Source organism: Micromonospora palythoicola, from assembly GCF_036689795.1.
GTDB lineage: Bacteria > Actinomycetota > Actinomycetes > Mycobacteriales > Micromonosporaceae > Micromonospora > Micromonospora palythoicola.
On sequence record NZ_JBAGKI010000015.1, the window covers coordinates 1 to 23,585 of the forward strand.

The window sequence follows — 23,585 nt, forward strand, 5'->3', positions numbered from 1 at the left end:
AGGCCTCCTCCCGCATGAGCATCGCCGCCCTCGCCGACTGGATCGCCACCCGCGGCTACAGCCCCACCTCCTGACCACCCCAACACCCCGACGGGCCGACCCCACCCGGGGCCGGCCCTTCGTCGTCCCCACCCCACCCCCGCCCGGGGAGAGGACAACATCAGGGATGTTGCCGCGTCGCGCCACGGTCAGCCAGCAACATCACCGATTCTGCTGCCGTCCGCTGCCAGCGGGCATCATCGCGATGGGCGGCGGGCGGGCGGCGGCGGAATGGTGGCTGCGAGAACCGGCGCTGGCGGGGTCAGCCGCCGGAGTCGTCCAGCTCGGCGCCCTCGGGCACGGTGTCGTCGTCGCGGCTGGCCAGCCAGCCGTCGGGCAGGAAGACCTTGCCCGGCGAGTTGGTTCGGCCGCGCGGCTGGCCCAACGTCTCCACTGGGAAGGGCACCGCCGGATCAAGCTTGCCCAGCAGGTCGTCGAGCTGGGCCAGGCTGTCGATCATCGCCAGGGCACGGCGCAGCTCGCTGCCGACCGGGAAGCCCTTGAGGTACCAGGCGACGTGCTTGCGGAAGTCGGTGCAGCCGTCCCGCTCACCCCGGGCCGGGTTGCGGGCGCCGGCGGTGAACTGCTCGACCAACAGCTCGGCGTGCCGGCGCATGGTCACCGCCACCTCGCCGAGGGTGGGCAGCCGCCGCTGCGGCGAGCCGTTGAACGCCGCCTCCAGGTCGGCGAAGAGCCACGGCCGGCCGAGGCAGCCACGGCCGATGACCACACCGTCGACGCCGGTGTGCGCCACCATCCGCAGCGCGTCGTCGGCCTCCCAGATGTCGCCGTTGCCGAGCACCGGCACGTCGAGGGCCTGCTTGAGGGTGGCGATGGCGTCCCAGTCGGCGGTGCCCGAGTACCGCTGCGCGGCCGTACGCCCGTGCAGGGCGACCGCGGCGACGCCGGCCTCCTGCGCGGCCAGCCCCGCCTCGACGTACGTCAGGTGGTCGTCGTCGATGCCCTTGCGCATCTTGACCGTGACCGGCACCTTCGCGGGTGACGCGGCGTCCACCGCGGCCCGCACCAGGCGGGCGAAGAGCCGCCGCCGCCAGGGCAGCGCCGCGCCGCCGCCGCGCCGGGTCACCTTCGGCACCGGGCAGCCGAAGTTCAGGTCGATGTGATCGGCGAGGTCCCGCTCGACCACGATCCGCACGGCGGCGGCGGTGGTCTCCGGGTCGGTGCCGTAGAGCTGGAGGCTGCGCGGGCGCTCGTCCGCTCCGAACGCGATCATCCGGAGCGTCTTCGGGTTCCGCTCGACCAGGGCGACGGTCGTGATCATCTCGCAGACGTAGATGCCGCCGCCCTGCTCCCGGCAGAGCTGCCGGAAGCCGACGTTCGTGATGCCGGCCATCGGGGCGAGCACCACCGGCGGCCACACCCGGTGCGGCCCGATGGCCAGCGGCGGCAGGTCGGTGGCGGGACGGAGGGCGGTTTCCACCGCTCAAGGGTACGCAGGCCGTGGTCAGCTCCGCCGCCACGGCCACCGGCGACCGCCGCCGTCCGGCTCCGAGGCACTCCGAAGAAGCTCCGCCGTCGCCCGTAGCTTGTGCCGGATCTCCATGCCGGCCACGCCGAGCAGATCGGCCAGCTGGCTGCCCTGCTCGACCACCAACCGGGCACGCTCGACGTCGCCGATCATCAGCAGCGCCGGCGCGTAGATCGAGTACGTGTTGGCCAGCTCCCAGATGGTGATCGGCTGCTGCGGGTCGAGCGCCTTCAGACGCAGCTCCGTCGCCCGGGAGGCGGCCAGCGCCGCCTCCTGGGCATCGGACGCCGCACCCTGCTCCTGATGGCGGTGCAGCAGAGCGTTCGCGTAGTTGTGGTAGGCGGTGGCCATCGCCGCGCGGGTGCGCGGCCCCGCGCCGGGCGGCGGACCGGCGGTGTGCAGACCGATCTCGATCGCCTTCTCCAGCAACTGCAGCCGGGGACCGGGGCTGCCGGCCACGAACGCCGACTCGCCGGAGTCCACGAACGCGGTGATCAGCTCGGCCAGCGCCTCGTCCCGCCGCGGCTGGGTCGGATCGGGATGCTCCGCCGCCACCGCCTGATGGATCTCCGCGAACAGGACGATGGCCTCGTGGCCCGCCTCCTTAGCCCGTTCGTGGCGGCCCAGTGCGGTCGACAGCATGCCGTACCGCCACAGGGCCCGGGCCAGCTGGCGTTGATCGTGCCGGTCGACCCGGCTGCCCGCGACGGCCTGCCGGTACGCCTCGATGACCCGCGGCCAGAGCGCGTCCGCCTGCTGCCAGCGCGCCGGCTGGGTGGAGTACTCCCGCGCCCGTTCGAAGATCTCCTCGCGTGCTTCCGGCTCCACGTCGTCGGCCCTTCGTCGTCTCCGTGCGGCTCTGCCCGCCCTGGAGACATCATTGGCCATGGATGCCAGTCGCATGACCCGGTGAGTGCGGTCCGGACCGCACTCACCGGGGCGAGCCGGGATCAGCAGCCGGGCAGGTGGTCGATCAGGTAGCGCTCGACCTGGTCCAGGCCGATCCGTTCCTGGGTCATGGTGTCCCGGTTCCGTACCGTCACCGCGTTGTCGTCGAGCGTGTCGAAGTCGACGGTGACGCAGAACGGGGTGCCGATCTCGTCCTGCCGGCGGTAGCGGCGGCCGATCGCCTGCGAGTCGTCGAACTCGACCACCCAGCGCTTACGCAGGTCGGCGGCGAGCTGCTTCGCCTTCGGCGAGAGCGCCTCGTTACGTGACAGCGGCAGCACCGCCACCTTGACCGGGGCCAGTCGCGGGTCGAAGCGCATCACGGTGCGCTTGTCGACACCGCCCTTGGTGTTCGGCGCCTCGTCCTCGTCGTACGCCTCGAGCAGGAAGGCCAGCACCGCGCGGGTGAGACCGGCGGCCGGTTCGATCACGTACGGGATCCACCGCTCGCCCTTGGACTGGTCGAAGTACGACAGGTCGACGCCGGAGTGCTTGCTGTGCGTGGACAGGTCGAAGTCGGTGCGGTTGGCGATGCCCTCCAACTCGGCGAACTCGGTGCCGCCGAACTGGAACCGGTACTCGATGTCGACGGTGCGCTTCGAGTAGTGCGAGAGCTTCTCCTTGGGGTGCTCGTAGAAGCGCAGGTTGTTCTCCGACAGGCCGAGGTCGAGGTACCAGTTCCAGCGCTCGGCCAGCCAGTACTCGTGCCACTGCTCGTCGCTGCCCGGCTCGACGAAGAACTCCATCTCCATCTGCTCGAACTCGCGGGTACGGAAGATGAAGTTGCCCGGGGTGATCTCGTTGCGGAACGACTTGCCGGTCTGTGCGATGCCGAACGGCGGCTTCTTGCGGGCGACCGTCTCGACGTTGCGGTAGTTGACGAAGATGCCCTGGGCGGTCTCCGGCCGCAGGTAGTGCAGGCCCTCGTCGCTCTCCACCGGGCCGAGGTAGGTCTTCATCAGACCGTTGAACATCCGGGGCTCGGTGAAGGTGCCCTTGTTGCCGCAGTTGGGGCAGTTCAACTCGGCCAGCGAGGTCGGCGGACGGCCGTGCTTGGCCTCGTACGCCTCCTCGAGATGGTCGGCGCGGAACCGCTTGTGGCAGGACTGGCACTCGGTCAGCGGGTCGACGAAGGCCTCCAGGTGCCCGGAGGCGGCCCACACGTCCCGGGCGAGGATCACCGCGGAGTCCAGACCCACCACGTCGTCGCGCTGCTGGACCATGGTCTTCCACCACTGCCGGCGCACGTTCTCCTTGAGTTCCACGCCCAGCGGACCGTAGTCCCAGGCCGACCGGGTGCCTCCGTAGATCTCACTGGAGGGGAAGACGAAGCCTCGGCGCTTGGCGAGGCTGACGACGGCGTCGATACGGTCGGCTGGCATTTTTCCTCCTACGCCGACTGGCGGTCGGCGGGGACGTCACGGTCGGCGGGGACGGTTCGGGACCACGGTACGACCGGTGCGGTCCCGAACCCAGCACATTACCTGCGGCCGTTCAGTTGACTCCGCAGACCTCCATGCCGCCGGTCTGCGGATCCTGGGCGAGCACGACCTGCTGGCGTTCCTGGCCGCCGCCACGGTAGGTCACCTCCACCGGCACGGTGAGCGTGGTGGTGTCCACCTCACCGACCCGGTAGGAGGAGATCTGCGGTTCGGCGGCGGAGCGGCGCTCGAACTCCTGCCGGGACTCGCGCCGCCGGGCGTCCTCACAGAGTTGGTCGTACGCCCGGCCGTAGTCACCGTCGGAGAGCGCCCGGTAGTAGTCCCCGGAGACCGTGCGGCCCTGCTCCTCGATCGCCTGCACCCCACTGACCAGCAGGCCGACGATCGCGGTACCGCCACCGCCGCAACAGAGCAGCAGGGCCAGCGCTCCCGCGCCGAGACCGAGCCAGAGCCGGGACCGACCTCCCTCGGTCGGCGGCGCCGCGAACGGCGGCGCCACCCCGGGGCCGGGCGGCGGCACCGGCGCCCCCTGCTCCGGGCTGGACGGCAGCGGACCGGGCGGCAGCTGACCAGCGGCCGGCGGGCCGGGCACCTGGTGGGCCGGCGGAGAACCGGGCGACGTCGGGCTGGGCGGTGGCGCCGCCAGGCCCGGCTCGGAACCGGGCGACGTCGGAGCGGGTTGCTGTTGGCCGGCGGGCGGCGGCGCATCGGTGCCGGGCAGCGAGGGGTCTGGTGGTGGGGCTGCCGGTCCGGGAGCGGTCATGGGAGCCAGCGTAGTGCCCGGCGACTCAGCGGTAAGGACCCGCAGCCCGGTCGCTGGCCACCGTGACCACGTCCCCGCCCGGCACGGCGGTCGCCAACGGCTCGTACGCGGACGGCTCGTCGAGACTCTCGGCGAGCAGCGGCACCGCTGTGATCTTCACGTCGAATCCGCCGAGGGCACGGCGGTAGGTGCCCACCGACTCCCACTCGGTGACCAGGCACCAGTGACGGGGGTCGTCCAGCGCCCGGACCAGTTGTCCGCGCTGGTAGCCGGGCCGGGCGGCCAGCGCCGCGAGGGCCGCGTGGGCCCGGGCGGCGAACGCCTCGGCGACGTCTTCGTCGACCACGAACCGGTTGGTCACCAGCACCGGCTCCTCCTCCTCGTAGAGTCTGTGGGATGCAGCGTACGCAGCCTGGGATCGCCGCCCGACTGGCCCGGACCAACCCGACGACGGTGTTCCTGGTCACCCTCGTCCTCGCGCTCGTCGCGTTCTTCGCCCCGGGCGTGATCGGCGGGCTGTTGACGCTGTTGCTGGCCGGCGCGCTGGCGGCCCTGCTGGTGACCACCTGGTCGGTACAGACGCCGCAGACCCGGGCGATCCGGCTGATCGTGCTGACCCTGCTGGTCACCGCCGGTCTGGTGAAGCTGCTCTGACATGCAATCATGCGTTTTTGACAATCATTGTCGTTGTCGCGGAAAGTCGAGGACATGACCTTCCGCTCCGCCCCGCGCGCCCTGGCCACCGCCACGGCCGCCCTGCTCGCCCTGACCGGCGTCACCGCCTGTTCGAACGACGACAGCCCGGCCGGCGCCGACCCGCAGCGGGTCGACGTGGTGGCCGGTTTCTACCCGTTGCAGTTCCTCGCCGAGCGGATCGGCGGCGACGCCGTGGCCGTGACCAACCTGGCCCGCCCCGGTGCGGAACCGCACGACCTGGAGCTGAACCCGGGCCAGGTCGGCCAGATCAGCGAGGCGGAGCTGGTCCTGTTCCTGCACGGCTTCCAGCCCGCCGTCGACGAGGCGGTCGAGCAGCAGGCCGGTGACCGTGCCTTCGACGTGGCGACCGTGGAGCCCCTGCTGGACGCCACCGCCGGCGGCCACGACCACGGCCACGAGGGCGAGGAACACGCCGAAGGCGAGGAGCACGCCGAGGAGGAGCACGCCGAGGAGGAGCACGCCGAGGAGGCGTCCGACGGTGCCAAGGACCCGCACGTCTGGCTCGACCCGACCCGACTGGCCACCATCGGTGACAAGCTCGCCGAGCGGCTCGGCACGGTCGACCCGGACCGGGCCGGTGACTACACCGCGCGGGCGGCCGCCCTGCGTACCGAGCTGGAGAAGCTGGACACCGAGTTCGCCGAAGGGCTGAAGACCTGCCAGCGCCGGGAGATCGTGGTCAGCCACACCGCGTTCGGCTACCTGGCGCAGAAGTACCAGCTGGAGCAGATCGGCATCACCGGGCTCACCCCGGAAGACGAGCCGTCCCCGCAGCGACTGGCCGCGGTCACCGAAGAGGCCCGGGAACACCAGGCCACCACGATCTTCTTCGAGACGCTGGTCAGCCCGAAGGTGGCCGAGACCATCGCCCGCGAGGTCGGCGCCCAGACCGCCGTGCTGGATCCGATCGAGGGCCTGTCAGCCGAGGGCGACGGGGACTACCTTTCGGTGATGCGTACCAACCTGCAAACCCTGAGGACGGCGTTGAGCTGCTCGTGACACCTGACGTCATCACCGTCACGCACGGGGTGGTCGGCTACGACGGCCGCCCCGTGCTTCGTGACGTTTCGCTCACCGTGACCGCCGGTGAGGTGGTCGCGGTCCTCGGCGCCAACGGCTCCGGCAAGTCCACCCTGATCCGCGCCATCCTCGGCCTCGTCCCGCTGAGCGCCGGCACGGTGACCCTCTTCGGCCGACCGGTCCGCCGGTTCCGCGAGTGGCACCGCGTCGGGTACGTCCCCCAGCGCCTCGGCGCGGGCAGCGGCGTGCCGGCCACCGTCGCCGAGGTGGTCGCCGCCGGACGGCTGGCCCGCCGGGGAGTCCTGCGTCCACCCGGACGCACCGACCGGGAGGCCGTCGCCGAGGCGCTGCGCGCCGTCGGCCTGGCCGACCGGGCGAAGGACCCGGTCAGCACCCTCTCCGGCGGCCAGCAGCAGCGCACGCTCATCGCCCGGGCCCTGGCCGGGCGGCCCGAACTGCTGATCCTCGACGAGCCGACAGCCGGCGTGGACGCGGCCAGCCAGGAGGCGTTCGCCGGTGCGCTGCACGACTTCACCGTCGGCGGAGGCACCGTCCTGCTCGTCGCCCACGAGCTGGGTCCGCTGCGCCCGGTGATCCGCCGGGCGATCGTCGTACACCAGGGGTTCGTGGCGCACGACGGCGCCGTGCCGGAGCCGGCCGGGCACCACGCCGCGCCCGACCATGACCACGTGCATCCGCACGGTCCCGAGGAGCCCGCCGGGCTGTGGAGCGCACGATGAGCCTCTTCCAGTACGAGTACATGCAGCTTGCTCTGGTCAGCGCTCTGATCATCGGGCTGACCGCGCCCGCGCTCGGCATCTACCTGGTGCAGCGGCGGCTGGCGCTGATCGGCGACGGCATCGGGCACGTCGCGCTGACCGGGGTCGGTGCCGGTCTGCTCTTCCAGACCTCCCCCGTGATCATGGCGGTGATCGCGGCCACCGTCGGCGCGGTCGCCATCGAGCTGATCCGCGAGCGCGGCCGTACCTCCGGCGACCTGGCCCTCGCGCTGCTGTTCTACGGCGGCATCGCCGGCGGGGTGGTGCTGGTCGGGCTCTCCGACAGCACCAGCTCCAACCTCAACGCGTACCTGTTCGGGGCGTTGAGCACGGCGTCCCGGGCGGACGTCGCCACCATCGCGGTGCTCGGTGCGGCGGTGCTGATCGCGATGATCGGGCTGCGGCCGGCGCTGTTCGCCGTCTGCCACGACGAGGAGTACGCCCGCGTCTCCGGCCTGCCGGTACGCACGCTCAACCTGCTGCTCGCGATCACCACGGCGATCACGGTGACGATCGCCATGCGCGCGGTCGGCGTACTGCTGATCAGCGCGCTGATGGTCGTCCCGGTGGCCACCGCGCAGCAGGTCACCCGGGGGTTCCGCAGCACCATGGCGGCGGCGATGGCGCTGGGTCTGTTCGCCGGCGGGGCGGGCATCTGGATGGCGGCGCTCGCCGACACCGCGCCCGGCGCCTCGGTGGTGGTGCTCGCGATCGCCTCGTTCGTGGCGGTCACCCTGCTGGCCGCCGGTTGGCGCCGGCTCCGGCGGACCCGACCCCAGCCCGCGCCGGCTCCGGAGCCCCACGAGGTGGTGCTCGGCGGGTCCTGATCCTGAGCGCTGCACCGGTATTGGTTACCGTTGCAGGGTGACCAGCGGATCCGGCTATGACGCGTACGAGGGTGCCAGTGAGTTGCTGCGCGCCCTGTCGGCACCGATCCGGCTGGCGATCGTCAGCGAGCTGGCCGGCGGTGAGCGCTGCGTGCACGAGCTGGTGGACAAGCTCGGGGTGGCTCAGCCGCTGGTTTCCCAGCACCTGCGGGTGCTTCGTGGGGCGGGCGTGGTCCGGGGTTCCCGGCGCGGGCGGGAGATCGCCTACACCCTGGTCGACGAGCACGTCGCGCACATCGTGGCGGACGCGGTCAGCCACGCCGGGGAGGGATCATGAGCGAGCAGAGCGAGCGAATCATCAAGCTCAGTGCGGATGTGCCTCATGACGGCACGCAGCGAAGCGGAGTGGCGTCATGAGCGAGCAGAGCGAGCGAATCATCAAGCTCAGTGCGGATGTGCCTCATGACGGCACGCAGCGAAGCGGAGTGGCGTCATGAGCGAGCAGAGCGAGCGAATCATCAAGCTCAGGGCGGATGTGCCTCATGACGGCACGCAGCGAAGCGGAGTGGCGTCATGAGCGACAGTGGTACGGCGGTTCGTAACACCCGTCAACGTTCGGCGGTGAGCGCGCTGCTCGCCGAGACGGAGGGCTTCCACAGCGCCCAGGAGCTGCACGCGATGCTGCGCGATCGCGGCGAGCGGGTCGGGTTGACCACGGTCTACCGGACGTTGCAGGGGCTGGCCGACGCGGGCGAGATCGACGTGATGCGCCCACCGGGCGGTGAGCACCTGTACCGCCGGTGCAGCGAGGGGCACCACCATCACCTGGTCTGTCGAGCCTGTGGGCGTACCGTCGAGGTCGCCGGCCCGACCGTGGAGACCTGGGCCGATCGCGTCGCCGCACAGCACGGTTTCACCGACGTCAGCCACACCCTGGAGATCTTCGGCACCTGCCCCACCTGCGCCCGCTAACCCCAATGCCGCTCCCACCCGCCCACCACCCGCCGATCTTGCACTTCCGGTCGGGACAGAAGCTCCCAGAGCGGGCATGTCGGCGCCCACAACTGCAAGATCGGCGAGTTTTGCCGGGCGGTTGTCGGGGTGCCGGGAGGCGGGGCACGTGGCAGGCTGTCCGGCGTGAAGATCTACGCTGATCGTTTCCCGACCGCGCTACGACAGCTGCTCACCGACCTGCTCGTCGTCGCCTGGGTGTACGCGACGATTCGGGGCGCACTGTGGCTGCACGACCTGGTGCAGAGACTTGCCGTACCCGGACAGAAGCTGGAGGGGGCGGGCGGCGGGCTCGCCGACAATCTCGCCGAGGCCGGCGGCAAGGTCGGCCGGGTGCCGCTGGTCGGCGACGAGCTGACGGCACCGTTCGAGCGGGCGGCCGGTGCCGCCCGCTCGCTGGCCGAGGCCGGCCGCGACCAGCAGGAACTGGTCGATCAATTGGCGCTGGCGCTGGCCGTCGGCCTGCTGATCGTGCCGCTCGGACTCGTGGTGTTCGGCTGGCTGCCGCTGCGGGTGCGTTGGATGCGCCGGGCGGGCTCGGCGGCGACGCTGGCCGCCGCGCCCGCCGGTCGGGATCTGCTGGCCCTGCGCGCGCTGGCCGGCCAGCCGCTGCGCAAGCTGACCCGGATCGCCCCCGACGTCGCCGAGGCGTGGCGACGCGGCGACGACACCACAGTCAACGCACTGGCCGCCCTCGAACTCCGCCGCCTCGGCCTCCGCGACCCCCACCAACCCTGACAGCTTCCCCTCCCCTGTTGATCAAGAAGTTTGGGTCGTGAATCTCGCCGATACAGACCAAAACTTCTTGATCAACAGGGCGGGCGCCTCTGTCAGGGGGTGGGGGGTGGGGGGAGGCGGCGGCGGGCGTCGTCGGTGACGGTGGAGGGGCCGGGGGTCCAGGGGGCCACCCAGGGCAGGTCGGTGGGTGGGGTGACGACGCCGTCCTCCAGGGCCGCGTAGCGGCCGGCGAGGATGCGCTTGGCGGCGGTCACGTCGATCGAGTCGGTGTTCTCCCACAGGGCGGTGAACAGGGCGTCGACCCGGACCTTGGCCTGCCGGCAGAACAGGTCGGCCAGTTCCACGTTCTCCGGCCGGGTGTCGCGCTCGGCGCGGGCGCGTACGCAGACCGCGCTCATCGCGAACAGTTCCGCGCCGATGTCCACCACCCGGCCGAGGAACGCCTGCTTGCGCTCCATCTTCCCCTGCCAGCGGGACATCGCGTAGAAGGTGGACCGGGCCAGCTTCCGGCTGGCGCGCTCCACGTGACGGAGGTGGCCGGCGAGCGGGCCGAACTCGCCGTACCCCGTGGGCTGCTGCCCCTTGCCGACCGCGAGGGTCGGCAGCCACCGCGCGTAGAACGCACCCGCCCGGGCACCGGCCTTCGCCTTGCGGGCGAGCCCGGCGTCGGGATCGATGATGTCGCCCGCCACCGAGAGGTGCGCGTCCACCGCCTCACGCGCGATGAGCAGGTGCATGATCTCCGTCGAGCCCTCGAAGATCCGGTTGATCCGCAGGTCGCGGAGCATCTGCTCGACCGCGGCCGGACGTTCGCCCCGGGCGGTGAGCGAGTCGGCCGTCTCGTACCCCCGGCCGCCGCGGATCTGGACCAACTCGTCGGCGATCCGCCACGCCATCTCGCTGGCGTACAGCTTGACCAGCGCCGCCTCGATCCGGATGTCGTTGCGGTCGTCGTCGGCGAGCAGGCAGCAGAGGTCGAGCATGGTCTCCATGCCGTACGTGGTCGCGGCGATGAAGGAGAGCTTCTGGGCGACCGCCTCGTGCTCACCCACCGGCCGGCCCCACTGGACCCGCTCCGCCGACCACTCCCGGGCCACGTTCAACGCCCACTTGCCGGCGCCGACACACATCGCCGGCAGCGACAACCGGCCCGTGGTCAGGGTGCTCAGGGCGATCCGCAGCCCCTTGCCCTCGCCACCGATGACGTTCTCCTTCGGTACGAACACGTCGTGGAAGCGGGTGAGGCTGTTCTCCAGTCCACGCAGGCCGAGGAAGGCGTTGCGCCGCTCGACGGTGATGCCCTCGGCATCGCCGTCGACCACGAAGGCGGTGATGCCGCCACGACGCCCCTCGGTCTTCGGCACCCGGGCCATCACCACGAGCTGGGTTGCCACGGTGCCGTTCGTGGCCCACAGCTTCACGCCGTTGATCCGGTAGCCCGCTCCGTCGGGCGTCGGTTCGGCGGTGGTCGCCAGGCGGGCCGGGTCGGAGCCCACGTCCGGCTCGGTGAGCAGGAACGCGGAGACCTCCCCGGCGGCCAGCCGGGGCAGGAAACGGCGCTTCTGCTCGTCACTGCCGAACATCTTCAACGGTTGCGGCACACCGATCGACTGGTGCGCCGACAGCAGCGCGCCGATCGCCGGGCTGACCGAGCCGGCCAGCATCAACGCCCGGCAGTAGTGCAGGTTGCTCAGGCCCAGCCCGCCGTACTCCGGACCGATCTTCATCCCGAAGGCACCCAGCCGGGCCAGCCCCTGGAACACCTCGTCGGGGATCCGCGCGTCGCGTTCGATCGCCGCGCCGTCCACCTCGCTGGCGACGTAGTCGCGGAGCCGGCCGAGGAACTCCTCGGCGCGGGTCTGTTCCTCCGGATCCGGCCGCGGCCACGGATCGATCAGGTCGAGCCGCAGCCGCCCCAGGAAGAGTTCCTTGCCGAAGCTGGGCCGGTCCCAGGTGGTCTGCCGGGCCGCCTCGGCGACCTGACGCGCCTCCTTCTCGGACACCTGGCCGGCCGCGTCCGGAGTGGACGCCCGGCTCGCGGTCTCCGGCGACGGGTCGGCGTGACGGCTGTCGGTGGCTGACGGACGGTGGTTCTCGGCGATGGCCACGGCAAACCCCCGGGCTCGATCCGGACAGTCGGACTGTTCCGCCTGCTCAGCAGGCTACCCGTGTTCGTTACCCAATGGTAGCCACGGATATCCGTGGCAGTGGCCGGCTCAGTCCTGGTTCAGGCCGCTCGGGTCCTCGTCGTCGTCGATGTCGTCCTCACCCCAGTTGCGCCGGGCGAACGGCAGGATCATCCACAGGGTCAGGAACCACAGGGCGGCGACGGCACTGAGCACGAAGGCGACCGGTCGGGCGAGCACGAAGTCGGTGATCAACAGCACCGAACTCACCATCGCGATCAGCATGAAGGCGAGACCGCCGCTGGCCATCCGGTGGGCGAAACGCACCAGTTCCGGCTTGCGTCCCTGCCGGAACAGCGCCCGGTGGAAGGCCACCGGAGAGATGATCATCGCGGTGGCACCGGCGGCGGCCAGCAGCGCGACGATGTAGACGTCCCGCTGGAACTGGGTGGTGTCGTCGAAACCGGCGCTGAACGGCAGGGTCAGCAGGAAGGCGAACAGAATCTGCACGCCGGTCTGCGCGACCCGCAATTCCTGCAACAGGTCGGCAAAGTTGCGCTGCCACCGCTGCTTCTCGGTTTCCTTCGACACCGCGAACCTCCGGGAGACTCCGCCGGCCAGCCGCCGGCGGCAACGCTGATGCCCCACCGGGCACCACCCGAAACCCGCTCGCAATGCCCGGTGCCCGCTCTCCGTCCGCTCAAACCGAGGGGGCGACCCGGGCCAGGATCGCCTCGGCCAACGGCGCCGGTGCCTCGTCCGGGATCCAGTGGGTGACCCCGGCCAGGTCGACGAATCGGAACTCCCCGGTCACGTGCGCGGCGCACGCCTGCGCGGCCACCCGCCCGATGGCCACGTCACCGTCGCTCCAGACGAACGTGGTGGGCACCGACACCGGGCCGGTCGCCGCCAGATCCGCCTTCGACATCGCCCGGTACCAGTTCAAGGCGGCGGTCAGCACGCCCGGCTCGCGCATCGGATCGGCGTACGCCGCCACCCGTTCCGCGTCGCCGACGCCGCGCAGTAGCCGGCGCAACCCGAGCGCGCCGAGCGACAACAACGTCTTCTCGGCCACCCCCGGCTGCCGGAACAGCAGCATGTACGCCGAGCGTGCCTTCTGTTGCGGGTCGTTCGCCAGCGCGTACGCCATGGCGGCCGGGTGCGGCACGGAGACCGCGGTCAGCGTCCGTACCCGGTCCGGATGGGTGGCCGCCAGTGCCCACGCGACGACAGCGCCCCAGTCGTGCCCGACCACGTGCGCGGCGGGCACCCCGAGGGCGTCCAGCACCGCCACCGCGTCGGCGACGAGTTCCCCCAGCCGGTACGCCTCGACCTCGGCGGGCCGGGCCTGCGGCGAGTAGCCCCGCTGGTCGAGCGCGTAGCTGCGCAGACCGGCGGCGTGCAGGGCCGGCAGGACCCCGTCCCACTCGCCCGAGTGCTGCGGAAAACCGTGCAGCAGCAGCACCGGATCGCCCTGCTCCGGACCGCCGACGGCGACGTCGAACCGCAGACCTCGGGCCTCGATACGCATCCCGGCAGCCTACCGGGAAGCCGGGCCGGCGCCGGCTGAGCGGCATCCCGCAGTCGGCGGCTCCCGGTGCCGGCCACGCAACCGGCCGACGCAGCTCAACCGGGTGGCTCGGCCAGCCGCTCCAGCCGGTTCCAACCGGCCCAGCCACGCTCACGCAGTAACTCCCGCAGCCGCACCATCCGGGGGTCGGACTCGACGGCAAGCGCGTCCACCAGGTCGTGCGGCAGCTCGTCGCAAGCCTCGTCGCTGACGTAGAGCTCGCCCGCGGCGTACGCCTGCTCGGCCAGGCAGGCCATGATGTCCGCGGCTTCGGCCAGCCGTGAATCGTCGTCGACGTCACTGTCGAAGATCTCGGAGAGCACCCGGTAGAGCCGGACGACCCGCAGGTCGTCGAGCTGTGCGAGTTTGCCGGGCATGAGTTCGCGGACGCCGTCGGGCCAGCGGGCGGCGACCAGGATCCAGCCGTCCCGTTCACCCGCGACCACCCGCTCGGACGCGCCGATCTCCCGAAGCCGGTCGAGGTAACCGACCACCTCCGGAGGAAGGATCAGGGCGTCACCGGCAGCGAGGTCTGCCAATTGCCGGCGGCTGGTCTCCAGCCGTTCCACCTCGTCGCGCAGGTGGTTGTCGATCCCGCGGATCGCCTCGACGAAGGTCACCTCGTCGGCTTCGAGAAGCTGATCGATCCGGGACAGCGGCACACCCGCGTTGGCGAGCGTACGGATCTTGATGAGCGACACCACCGCCGTCGCCCCGTATCGCCGGTAACCAGCGGCGTCCCGCTCCGGCTCGGGCAGCAGCCCGATCTGGTGGTAGTGCCGCACGGTCCGCACCGTGACGCCGGCGTACGCCGCCAGTTGACCGATCGTCAGCATGCTCCGAGTCTGCCTTCACCACACCCGCTCCGGTCTGCACCGACTCATGCGATCCTCCGCCGGTAGGAGACGGTGGCGGCGAGGTAGGCGACGACGAGGATGCCGACACACCAGCCGAGTGCGGTCCAGATGTCGGAGCCGACGGGCTGCTGGTTGTACAGGTCCCGGATCGCGTTGACGATGGCGGTCACCGGTTGGTGCTCGGCGAAGGCCCGCAGCGGGCCGGGCATGGTGTCGGTGGGCACGAAGGCCGAGCTGACGAACGGCAGGAAGATGAGCGGGTAGGAGAACCCGCCCGCGCCGTCCACCGACTTCGCGGTGAGGCCCGGTACCACGGCGAGCCAGGTCAGCGCCAGGGTGAGCAGGGCCAGCATGCCGGCCACCGCGAGCCAATCAAGCACATCCGCCCCCGAGCGGAAGCCCATGAGCAGGGCGACGCCGACGACGGCCACGAGTGAGATCAGGTTGGCGACCAGCGAGGTCAGGACGTGCGCCCACAACACGGAGGTCCGGGCGATCGGCATGGACTGGAACCGCGCGACGATGCCGCCCTGCAGGTCCTGGAAGAGCCGGAAGGCGGTGTATGAGATACCTGACGCGATCGTGATGACCAGGATGCCCGGCAGCAGGTAGTTGACGTACGAGTCGGACCCGCTGTCGATCGCACCGCCGAAGACGTAGACGAACATCAGCAGTAGCGCGATCGGCATGATCGCGGTAGTGATGATGGTGTCCGGGCTGCGGTAGATGTGCCGCAGGGACCGTCCCAGGAGCACGGCGGTGTCGCCGAGGAAGTGCTTGTTCACAGCTGTTCCCTTTCCCTGCTCGCACCGACGAGAGTGAGGAAGACGTCTTCGAGGCTCGGTCGTTTCTCGACGTACTCGACCTCGGCGGGTGGCAGGATCCGTCGCAGCTCGTCGAGGGTGCCGTGCACGATGATCCGGCCCTCGTGGAGGATCGCGATCCGGTCCGCGAGGTGTTCCGCCTCGTCGAGGTACTGGGTGGTGAGCAGCACGGTCGTGCCGCCCTGAGCGAGTTCCCTGACTGCCTGCCACACCTCGATGCGCCCCTCCGGGTCCAGGCCGGTGGTCGGCTCGTCGAGGAAGACGACCGGCGGATTCCCGATGAGACTCATCGCGATGTCCAGCCGGCGACGCATGCCGCCGGAGTACGTCGCCACTCTCCGGTCGCCCGCCTCGGCCAACGCGAAGCGCTTCAGCAGGTCGTCCGCGATCGAGTCGGGTGCCTTGAGGTGACGGAGCCGGGCGACCAGGACGAGGTTCTCCCGCCCGGTCAGGATCTCGTCGACGGCCGCGAACTGCCCGGTGAGGCTGATGGACCCACGCACGTCGGCGGCCTGTGTCGCGACGTCGAAGCCGTTGACGTGCGCGGAGCCCGCGTCGGCCTTGAGTAGCGTGGAGAGGATCTTAACCACGGTGGTCTTGCCCGCTCCGTTCGAGCCGAGCAGGGCGAAGATGCTCCCCCGGGCGACATCGAGGTCCACGCCGCGCAGCACCCGCAGCTTCTGGTACGACTTCTCCAGCCCCCGCACCCGGATGGCGGGCTCCGGAGGCTGACTGGTGGTCACCGGGACGTTCATGCCGGTCAGCATGGCGGGCTGACGCAGCGTCATGGTCAAGCCGGCAGCGGCACCGAATCTCGCAGGGGGTGACGCGGGTCAGTCGTACGGGCGTTTGGGGACGGGCACCTGCCGCCAGGACTCGACCTCGAGGTAGGGGATCTCGGCGTCGTTGACCGGGTCCCGGCCGAGCCGGTCGCTGTAGCGGCCGATCACCTCCACCCAGCTGTCGTCGGGCAACCCGGCCGGCACGTCGCCGGTCAACCCGAGCTTGACCGGGCGGCCGTCGGCGGCGCAGCAGGACAGCACCATCCGGGCCAGGATCGGCTGGCCGTCCGCGCCGGTGACGATGAAGCCGGTGAGCTGCACCCGCCGGTCGCCGATCGACGTGCCCCGGTCGAACAGCGCCCGCGAGGCGTAGTCCAGGACGCTGACCTGCACCGGGTCGCCCTCCGGCAACGGCGGGTAGTCCGACTGCTGTTGGCTGCTCAGCGCGGTGCCTGCCTGGCCCGCCGCGTACGAGCCGAGGGCCGGCGGGGCGACCAGCAGCAGGCCGAGCACGGGCAGGATCAGCAGCCAACCGACCCGTGGCTCGTGATGGGCATGCCCGTGTCCGTCGTGCCCGTCGGCGGGCCCGTTCGCCGGGCCGCCGGCGCCGACGTCCGGGACGTCGACGCTGCCGCCGGCCGGGACACTGCCGCTGATCGGGACACTGCCGCCGGCCGGGACACTGCCGCCGGCCGGGACGCCGCCGCCGACGGCGGCACCGTCGCCACCGGCGGGAGCGCCATCGGGATCACGAGCCGGGGCCAGCACGCGGGGGGCCGCGGGGCGCAGCTCGTACCAGAGGGTCATGATCGCGGCGGCGACCAGCAGCAGACCGGCGGCGATCAGGAAGGGACGCAGCCCTTCCTTGACGTAGCGCAGGTAGAGGTCGGTGACGCTGGCCCGGATCACCGCACCGCCGAGCAGCAGCAGGATCACCGCCTGCGCCTGCCGGTTCACAGCAGCACCGTCCCGGCGCCGGCGGCGACCAGCAGGGCCACCACGAAGGTGGTCGGTGCGAACCGGAAGGCGAAGCGGCGACCGAAGACACCGGCCTGCATCGAGATCAGCTTGAGATCGACCATCGGTCCCACCACCAGGAAGACCAGTCGGGACGTGAGCGAGAACTGGGAGAGCGAGGCCGCGACGAAGGCGTCGGCCTCCGAGCAGAGCGAGAGCAGCACGGCGAGCAACGCCAGCGCCAGGATCGACAACCACGCGTTGTCGGCCAGGGTCTGCAACCACCGCTCCGGCACCAGCACGTTGATGCTGGCGGCGGCCATCGCGCCAAGCACCAGGAAACCACCGGCGTGCGTCACGTCGTGGCGGACCGCGGCCCAGAAGGCCCGGCCCCGGGACGCGTCGTCCAGTTCCGGACGACGCGGCATCCTGATCCATTCGGTACGCCCGAGCCGCAGCCAGAGCCAACCCATGATCATGGCGACGATCAGGCTGGCGACGCCCCGGGCGAGCACCATCTCGGGGTTGTTCGGGAAGGCGACCGCGGTGGCGGTGAGCACGATCGGGTTGACGGCCGGGGCGGCGAGCAGGAACGCCAACGCGGCGGCCGGCGTGACACCGCGCCGGATCAGTGACCCGGCGATCGGCACCGAACCGCACTCGCAGCCCGGCAGCACCACCCCGGCCGCGCTGGCCGCCGGTACCGCCAGTGCCGGGTGTCGGGGCAGCGCCTTCGCCCAGAACGAGCGGGGTACGAAGACCGCGATCACGGCGGAGAGCAGCACGCCGAAGACCAGGAACGGCACCGCCTGCACCATGATCGAGACGAAGACCGTGGTCCAGGTCTGGATGCGGGGATCGTCCAGGGCGGCGGCGATCGGCTCCCGAAAGATGATCAGGATGATCAGCAGCGCCGCCAGGACCTCCACCGAGCCGATCCGGTCGCCGAGCCAGCGCCGGGGCGGCTCGTCGCCGGCAGGCTCCGGTGGGCGGGTTTCGGTGTCGACGCCCCCGGCCGAGGATCGGGGCTCCGGTTCGCCCGGGACGGCCCGGTCAGTGTCTATGGTCACCCGTCACCCTTCGGCCGTGGCGGATCTGCGGACTGAGATTACCGTCCGGCGCGGATGACGTCGATGGATGTCACAGATTTGGCCGGCCGCACCCGCGTCCCCGGCCGACCGGACCAGCCGTACGCGAACACCCGTCGTGACCTGGGTGGATCACATTGCCGGTGGATCTTCCATGGTGTTAGCGTCGGCGGGACAGACAACACCTCCGACAGGGGAGCGCACAGCGCTGAGAGTGCGGGTCCGCCCGCAGACCCTCCGTACCTGATCTGGGTAATGCCAGCGCAGGGAGTTCGGTCCACCTCCAGCCCGCCACCGTCCGGCGCCGCCGGGCGGGGCGTGCGTCTTGCCTGGTTCGCATCCGGACTGGGAGCAATCATCGTGCAGACAACTGACAGCAACCGCTGGCGCACCATCGACATCGTGGTGGCATCGGTCATCGCGGTCGCCTTCGGCGTCATCTTCTGGGCCTGGGGCGTGGTGTGGAGCGCCACCGAGGGCGCCTTCAGCTTCTTCCCGCCGGCGCAGACGCTCATCTACGGGGTCTGGCTGGTGCCGGCCGTCCTCGGCGGCCTGGTCATCCGCAAGCCCGGCGCGTCGCTGTACTGCGAGCTGCTGGCGGCGGTCATCTCCGCCCTGCTCGGTAGCCAGTGGGGCACCATCGTCCTGTTGCAGGGGCTGATGCAGGGCCTCGGTGCCGAGCTGGCCTTCGCCGCCTTCCGGTACCGCTCGTACCGGCTGCCGGCCGCCCTGCTGGCCGGCGCGCTGACCGGCCTGAGCGCGGCGATCTTCGACTTCGTCTACTGGAACGCCGAACGCGACATCGCCACCTACCGCCTGCCCTACGCCGCGCTCACCATCGTCAGCGCCACCGTCATCGCCGGCGCCGGGGCCCACGCCCTCACCCGCGCCCTCACCCGCACCGGGGTCCTCGACCGCTTCCCCGCCGCCCGCGAACGCCCCCTCGTCTGACCTCGGAACCCATTCACGTTGATCATGAGGTTGGCGGCAACTCCGATCTCCACAGCAATCGTCAACCTCATGATCCACCGGGAGAAAGGAGGGAGGGATGGGTGCGGGGGTATGGGTGCGGGGATTCGGGTGGCGGCATGCCGGGAGGCGTGGCTGGGCGGTACGTGGGGTCGATCTGCGGGTGGAGCGCGGTGAGAAGGTGCTGCTGCTCGGGGCGTCGGGGGCCGGTAAGAGCACCCTGCTGGCGGCGTTGGCCGGGCTGCTGCCCGAGGACTCCGGGGAGCACGAGGGCACCATCGAGATCGACGGCCGGCCGGTCGGCGAGGCCCGCGAGGGGGTCGGCATCGTCTTCCAGGACCCGCAGTCCCAGCTCGTCATGGCCCGCAGCGGCGACGACGTGGCGTTCGGGCTGGAGAACCGGGGCGTGCCGACCGGACAGATCTGGCACCGGGTCGACGAGGCACTGGGCCGGGTCGGCTTCCCGTACCACCGGGACCGGCCCACCGCGGCGCTCTCCGGCGGCGAACAGCAGCGCCTCGCCCTCGCCGGCGTACTGGCGCTGCGTCCCGGTCTGCTGCTGCTGGACGAACCCACCGCCAACCTCGACCCGACCGGTGCCGCCCTGATCCGCGCCGCGCTCGCCCGGGCGGTGGACGCCGACACCACCCTGATCCTGATCGAACACCGGGTGGCCGAGGCGCTGCCCCTGGTCGACCGGGTGGTGGTGCTCGAACCCGGCGGCGGGATCCGCGCCGACGGCCCGCCGGAGGCGGTCTTCGCCGCGCACGGTGACGCCCTCGCCGCAGCGGGAGTCTGGGTGCCCGGCCGCACGATCCCGCCGCGCCGGGCCGCCGGTCCGGCCGGTGAGGTGCTGCTCACCGCCGAGCGGCTCGGTCAGCCGCCCCGGCTGTCCCCCACCGACCTGGCCGTACGCGCCGGTGAGGCGCTCGCCGTGCTCGGTCGCAACGGCGCCGGCAAGTCCACCCTGGCGCTGCTGCTCGGTGGACTCCTCCGGCCCGGCACCGGGCGGCTGGCGGCGGGCCCGGAACTGGCCGGTGTGGACTCGCGGACCGCGCCGCACCGGTGGCGGGCGCCGGCGCTGACCCGCCGGATCGGGTCGGTGTTCCAGAATCCAGAGCACCAGTTCGTCACCGGCACGGTCTTCGACGAACTGGCCCTGGGGCCGCGGCGGACCGGGGTGCCCGAGCCGACGGTCCACGACCGGGTGGCGCAGCTGCTGGATCGGTTGCGGCTGGACCGGCTCGCCGCCGCCAACCCGTACACCCTCTCCGGTGGCGAGGCGCGGCGGCTGAGTGTGGCAACCGCCCTGGCCACCGCGCCCCGCCTGCTGATCTGCGACGAACCCACCTTCGGCCAGGACCGGCGCACCTGGCGGGAACTCGTGGATCTCCTCGCCGACCTGCGCGACGCCGGCCACGGCCTGGTCGCCGTCACCCACGACGCCGAGTTCGTGGCCGCGCTGGCCGACCGCACGCTCACCCTCACGCCACCCGACGCCGACCCGGTGCCGCGATGATCAGCCTGGAGCCGATCGCCCGGCCGGGCGCGCCGCTGGCCCGGCGCAATCCGGTGGCCAAGCTGGCGGCGGCGATGCTTTTCGCGTTTCCGCTGATGACCACGCTGGACCCGGTCACTCCGGCCATCGCGATCGCGGTGGAGTTGGCGGTGCTGCCGCTGTTCGGGGTGCACCCCGGGCTGCTGGCCCGACGGGCCTGGCCACTGCTGGCCGCCGCGGGCGGCATCCTGGTCACGCTGGTGCTCTTCGCCGCCGACCGGTCGGGCCGCGTACTGCTCGACGCGGGGCCGATCGTGGTGACCTCGGGCGTACTGGTCACCGCGCTCGGTCTGGTGCTGCGGCTGTTCGCGGTGGCGCTGCCCGGTGTGATCGTCTTCGCCACCACCGACCCGACCGACCTGGCCGACGCACTTGTGCAGAACGCCAAGGTGCCGGCCCGGTTCGCCATCGGGGCACTGGCGGCGTTCCGGTTGGTGCCGCTGCTCGGTCAGGAGTGGCAGATGATCACCGTTGCGCGCCGGGCGCGCGGAGTCGAGGCAGGCCGCGATCCGGTGGCCCGGCTGCGGCTGTTCGTCTCGACGGCGTTCACCCTGCTGGTCGGGGCGATCCGGCGGGGCACCCGGCTCGCCGTGGCGATGGACGCCCGAGGCTTCGACAGCGGCGTGCCGCGCACGGTCGCCCGCCGCCAGCGGTTCGTGGCGGCCGACTGGCTGCTCGTCGTCGGCGCGACGGCGACCGCCGGGGCCGCGCTGGCCGTCAGCGTGGCGCTCGGCACCTTCCGCCCGCTGGTCGGCTGACGCGCCACCGCCACCCCCGACCGGATCGAAGCGCCGCCGGCACCGAGGTGCCCCCGGCGCTCGACTGTCCGTTCCCGACCTGCCGCCGGCCGACCTGAACGCCGCGACGCGGGCAGGCGACGGGCCGAGTGCGCTCAGCGACGCGCACCCGGCCCTCGCGCCGGCCCGTCAGCTACGCCGGAAGGCGTAGCGGCGGACCTGGCCGGTCCGCTGGCCCCGTCCGACACCGGAGGCACCGGTGGCCGGTGGCCCCGCCTTGGGGGCGGCGGGCCGCCCGGTCGGCAGGGTGGGAACCGGCGCGATCGCGACGTCGCCCAGGTTCGCCGGCGTGACGGCGGCCAGTTCCGCCGAGTGGCGGTCGGGACGGGATTTCCGGGAGCTGCGCTTGGCGGGCATCTGTGCCTCCTCGCTCGGCCGGCGACCGGTTGGCCGGTCGGTCGGCCGCGTCGTGAGGACCGCCACCTGGGCGGTCGGGGACGGATGGGACTGCTGCCCCGGGACCGACCACGGAGGACGCCATCGCCGATGGCGGGTGGACACACGCGGACGCCCGGGAGCGCACGGGTCGCGGCACGACAGCGGCGAACCCGGCTCGGGAAAGAGGGCGTCAGTAGCGCATGCCCGCACGTTATCGCCCAGCCGAGGTCGGCGCAGCCGAATTAACGTCACCGCTCCGCGCGGGGTCGTGGTGCGCTACGCGACCACCTGATGACCAGCGGTGGGGGGACGGCGCACGGCGCCCGGGGGCCGCGATACCGTCGCAGCACTACAGGCAGACGGCGGAAGGTGGCGACGAGGATGGCGGATCGGGCTACGGCGCAGATCGGTGTGACCGGGCTGGCGGTGATGGGCCGCAACCTGGCCCGCAACCTGGCCCGCAACGGGTTCACCGTGGCGTTGCACAACCGCTCGCCGGAGCGGACCCGGTCGCTGGTGGCGGAGCACGGCGACGAGGGCACCTTCGTCCCGACGGAGTCCCTGGCGGACTTCGTCGCCGCGCTGGAGCGGCCCCGCGCGGTGATCATCATGGTCAAGGCGGGCGGGCCCACCGACGCGGTGATCGACGAGTTGGTGCCGCTGCTGGAGGCGGGCGACATCATCATCGACTGCGGCAACGCGCACTTCGCCGACACCCGCCGCCGCGAGGAGGCGCTGCGGGCACACGGCCTGCACTTCGTCGGCACCGGTGTCTCCGGTGGCGAGGAGGGCGCGCTGTGGGGGCCGAGCATCATGCCGGGCGGCTCGGCCGAGTCGTACCGGAAACTCGGACCGATCTTCGAGAAGATCGCCGCGCAGGTCGACGGCGTGCCCTGCTGCCAGCACGTCGGGCCGGACGGCGCCGGGCACTTCGTCAAGATGGTCCACAACGGCGTCGAGTACGCCGACATGCAGCTCATCGCCGAGGCGTACGACCTGCTGCGGGCCGGGCTGGGGGCGGAGCCGGCGGAGATCGCGCAGATCTTCCGGGAGTGGAACTCCGGTGAGCTGGAGTCGTTCCTGATCGAGATCACCGCCGACGTGCTGGCGCACACCGACGCCGCCACCGGGCAGGCGTTCGTGGACGTGGTGCAGGATCGGGCCGAGCAGAAGGGCACCGGCCGCTGGACCGTCCAGATCGCCCTCGATCTGGGCATTCCGATCACCGGCATCGCCGAGGCCACCTTCGCCCGGTCGCTGTCCGGGCACGTCGGTCAGCGCGAGGCCGCGCAGCGGGCCTTCACCGGCAGCGGCGAGAAGTGGCAGGTCAGCGACCGCGAGGCGTTCATCGAGGACGTACGCCGGGCGCTGCTGGCCTCGAAGATCGTCGCGTACGCCCAGGGCTTCGACCAGATCCGTGCCGGCAGCGCCGAGTACGACTGGGGCATCGACCTGGGCGGCACGGCGACGATCTGGCGCGGCGGCTGCATCATCCGGGCCCGGTTCCTGGACCGGATCAGGCAGGCGTACGACGAGCAGCCGGAGCTGCCGACCCTGCTGGTGGCACCGTGGTTCGCCGACACCGTGCGCGACGGCGTGCCGAGCTGGCGACGGGTGGTGGCCGAGTCGGCCCGGGCGGGTGTGCCGGCGCCCGCGTTCGCCTCGTCGCTCGCCTACTTCGACGCGCTGCGGGCGGACCGGCTGCCGGCCGCACTGATCCAGGGGCTGCGCGACAACTTCGGCGCGCACACCTACCGCCGGGTCGACCGGGACGGCTCGTTCCACACCCTCTGGGCCACCCCCGACCGTGCCGAGGTCGAGGCCTGACCTCGGCGCCGGCATCTCCCGAGACACCGCATCTCGCGGTATCCCGTCGAGGGATACCGCGAGATGCCGTATTGCGGGG

25 protein-coding genes and 1 riboswitch are annotated in these 23,585 nt (G+C 71.8%); of the genes, 11 read left to right on the forward strand and 14 right to left on the reverse strand.

Features of this window, described 5'->3' with window-relative positions; translation table 11 throughout:
- Window positions 1-301: 301 nt before the first annotated feature.
- From dusB to V5O40_RS09205, 5 genes are all read right to left on the reverse strand, one after another.
- Window positions 302-1,450 (reverse strand): tRNA dihydrouridine synthase DusB, encoded by a 1,149-nt coding sequence (gene dusB / locus V5O40_RS09185; protein WP_332905160.1) that lies wholly within the window; start codon window positions 1,448-1,450, stop codon window positions 302-304.
- A 54-nt stretch (window positions 1,451-1,504) separates the two neighbouring features.
- Entirely contained in the window at window positions 1,505-2,356 is an 852-nt protein-coding gene (locus V5O40_RS09190; RefSeq protein WP_332905085.1) for a hypothetical protein, read from the reverse strand.
- 122 nt (window positions 2,357-2,478) lie between these two features.
- Window positions 2,479-3,858 carry a glycine--tRNA ligase gene (locus V5O40_RS09195; RefSeq protein WP_269737765.1) on the reverse strand — a complete coding sequence of 460 codons (1,380 nt, stop codon included), beginning with the start codon at window positions 3,856-3,858 and terminating at the stop codon, window positions 2,479-2,481.
- 112 nt (window positions 3,859-3,970) lie between these two features.
- Complete coding sequence (locus V5O40_RS09200) at window positions 3,971-4,468, reverse strand: Rv0361 family membrane protein (RefSeq protein WP_408631848.1); 498 nt, start codon at window positions 4,466-4,468, stop codon at window positions 3,971-3,973.
- Window positions 4,469-4,706: 238 nt separating this feature from the next.
- The gene (locus V5O40_RS09205; RefSeq protein ID WP_164449440.1) at window positions 4,707-5,048 is read right to left on the reverse strand and encodes an antibiotic biosynthesis monooxygenase; all 342 of its coding nucleotides are present in this window, start codon (window positions 5,046-5,048) and stop codon (window positions 4,707-4,709) included.
- A 29-nt stretch (window positions 5,049-5,077) separates the two neighbouring features.
- On the opposite strand from V5O40_RS09205, the gene V5O40_RS09210 reads away from it, so the two are divergent.
- From V5O40_RS09210 to V5O40_RS09240, 7 genes are all read left to right on the forward strand, one after another.
- Window positions 5,078-5,335, forward strand: a complete 258-nt coding sequence (locus tag V5O40_RS09210; protein ID WP_269737767.1) for a hypothetical protein — start codon at window positions 5,078-5,080, stop codon at window positions 5,333-5,335.
- 54 nt (window positions 5,336-5,389) lie between these two features.
- Window positions 5,390-6,397 carry a metal ABC transporter substrate-binding protein gene (locus V5O40_RS09215; RefSeq protein WP_332905086.1) on the forward strand — a complete coding sequence of 336 codons (1,008 nt, stop codon included), beginning with the start codon at window positions 5,390-5,392 and terminating at the stop codon, window positions 6,395-6,397.
- Window positions 6,394-7,158, forward strand: coding sequence for a metal ABC transporter ATP-binding protein (locus tag V5O40_RS09220; protein ID WP_332905087.1), 765 nt, complete (start codon window positions 6,394-6,396; stop codon window positions 7,156-7,158). The genes V5O40_RS09215 and V5O40_RS09220 overlap by 4 nt, the downstream gene beginning before the upstream one ends.
- Window positions 7,155-8,024, forward strand: a complete 870-nt coding sequence (locus tag V5O40_RS09225) for a metal ABC transporter permease (protein ID WP_332905088.1) — start codon at window positions 7,155-7,157, stop codon at window positions 8,022-8,024. Before V5O40_RS09220 ends, V5O40_RS09225 begins: the two co-directional genes overlap by 4 nt.
- A gap of 37 nt (window positions 8,025-8,061) precedes the next feature.
- Complete coding sequence (locus tag V5O40_RS09230; protein ID WP_093407467.1) at window positions 8,062-8,361, forward strand: ArsR/SmtB family transcription factor; 300 nt, start codon at window positions 8,062-8,064, stop codon at window positions 8,359-8,361.
- Between the two features lie 236 nt (window positions 8,362-8,597).
- Complete coding sequence (locus V5O40_RS09235) at window positions 8,598-8,996, forward strand: Fur family transcriptional regulator (RefSeq protein ID WP_210941453.1); 399 nt, start codon at window positions 8,598-8,600, stop codon at window positions 8,994-8,996.
- Between the two features lie 165 nt (window positions 8,997-9,161).
- On the forward strand, window positions 9,162-9,773 hold the full coding sequence (locus V5O40_RS09240) for a hypothetical protein (protein WP_281603250.1): 612 nt from the start codon (window positions 9,162-9,164) through the stop codon (window positions 9,771-9,773).
- Between the two features lie 92 nt (window positions 9,774-9,865).
- On the opposite strand, the gene V5O40_RS09245 is transcribed toward V5O40_RS09240, so the two are convergent.
- From V5O40_RS09245 to V5O40_RS09280, 8 genes are all read right to left on the reverse strand, one after another.
- The gene (locus tag V5O40_RS09245) at window positions 9,866-11,776 is read right to left on the reverse strand and encodes an acyl-CoA dehydrogenase family protein (RefSeq protein WP_332905162.1); all 1,911 of its coding nucleotides are present in this window, start codon (window positions 11,774-11,776) and stop codon (window positions 9,866-9,868) included.
- Between the two features lie 213 nt (window positions 11,777-11,989).
- Complete coding sequence (locus tag V5O40_RS09250; protein WP_332905089.1) at window positions 11,990-12,490, reverse strand: DUF6328 family protein; 501 nt, start codon at window positions 12,488-12,490, stop codon at window positions 11,990-11,992.
- Window positions 12,491-12,599: 109 nt separating this feature from the next.
- Window positions 12,600-13,430, reverse strand: a complete 831-nt coding sequence (locus V5O40_RS09255; RefSeq protein WP_332905090.1) for an alpha/beta fold hydrolase — start codon at window positions 13,428-13,430, stop codon at window positions 12,600-12,602.
- A gap of 95 nt (window positions 13,431-13,525) precedes the next feature.
- Entirely contained in the window at window positions 13,526-14,305 is a 780-nt protein-coding gene (locus V5O40_RS09260) for a MerR family transcriptional regulator (protein WP_332905091.1), read from the reverse strand.
- A gap of 44 nt (window positions 14,306-14,349) precedes the next feature.
- Window positions 14,350-15,111 (reverse strand): ABC transporter permease, encoded by a 762-nt coding sequence (locus V5O40_RS09265; RefSeq protein WP_332905092.1) that lies wholly within the window; start codon window positions 15,109-15,111, stop codon window positions 14,350-14,352.
- Window positions 15,108-15,905 (reverse strand): ABC transporter ATP-binding protein, encoded by a 798-nt coding sequence (locus V5O40_RS09270; protein WP_332905093.1) that lies wholly within the window; start codon window positions 15,903-15,905, stop codon window positions 15,108-15,110. The genes V5O40_RS09265 and V5O40_RS09270 overlap by 4 nt, the downstream gene beginning before the upstream one ends.
- A 78-nt stretch (window positions 15,906-15,983) precedes the next feature.
- Window positions 15,984-16,889 carry a TIGR03943 family putative permease subunit gene (locus V5O40_RS09275; protein ID WP_332905094.1) on the reverse strand — a complete coding sequence of 302 codons (906 nt, stop codon included), beginning with the start codon at window positions 16,887-16,889 and terminating at the stop codon, window positions 15,984-15,986.
- Window positions 16,886-17,827 carry a permease gene (locus tag V5O40_RS09280; protein ID WP_332905163.1) on the reverse strand — a complete coding sequence of 314 codons (942 nt, stop codon included), beginning with the start codon at window positions 17,825-17,827 and terminating at the stop codon, window positions 16,886-16,888. The genes V5O40_RS09275 and V5O40_RS09280 overlap by 4 nt, the downstream gene beginning before the upstream one ends.
- A 332-nt stretch (window positions 17,828-18,159) precedes the next feature.
- A riboswitch (TPP riboswitch) is annotated at window positions 18,160-18,265 on the forward strand.
- Window positions 18,266-18,337: 72 nt separating this feature from the next.
- Here V5O40_RS09280 and V5O40_RS09285 point away from each other — a divergent pair.
- From V5O40_RS09285 to V5O40_RS09295, 3 genes are all read left to right on the forward strand, one after another.
- Window positions 18,338-18,928, forward strand: a complete 591-nt coding sequence (locus tag V5O40_RS09285) for an ECF transporter S component (protein WP_332905095.1) — start codon at window positions 18,338-18,340, stop codon at window positions 18,926-18,928.
- 97 nt (window positions 18,929-19,025) lie between these two features.
- Complete coding sequence (locus V5O40_RS09290) at window positions 19,026-20,465, forward strand: ABC transporter ATP-binding protein (RefSeq protein WP_332905096.1); 1,440 nt, start codon at window positions 19,026-19,028, stop codon at window positions 20,463-20,465.
- On the forward strand, window positions 20,462-21,262 hold the full coding sequence (locus V5O40_RS09295) for an energy-coupling factor transporter transmembrane component T family protein (RefSeq protein ID WP_332905097.1): 801 nt from the start codon (window positions 20,462-20,464) through the stop codon (window positions 21,260-21,262). Before V5O40_RS09290 ends, V5O40_RS09295 begins: the two co-directional genes overlap by 4 nt.
- A 168-nt stretch (window positions 21,263-21,430) precedes the next feature.
- Here V5O40_RS09295 and V5O40_RS09300 read toward each other — a convergent pair whose 3' ends face one another.
- Window positions 21,431-21,658: a hypothetical protein gene (locus tag V5O40_RS09300; protein ID WP_332905098.1), complete on the reverse strand. Its 228-nt coding sequence runs from the start codon at window positions 21,656-21,658 to the stop codon at window positions 21,431-21,433.
- Window positions 21,659-22,060: 402 nt separating this feature from the next.
- On the opposite strand from V5O40_RS09300, the gene gndA reads away from it, so the two are divergent.
- Window positions 22,061-23,506, forward strand: coding sequence for an NADP-dependent phosphogluconate dehydrogenase (gndA, locus tag V5O40_RS09305; protein ID WP_332905099.1), 1,446 nt, complete (start codon window positions 22,061-22,063; stop codon window positions 23,504-23,506).
- Window positions 23,507-23,585 lie beyond the last annotated feature (79 nt).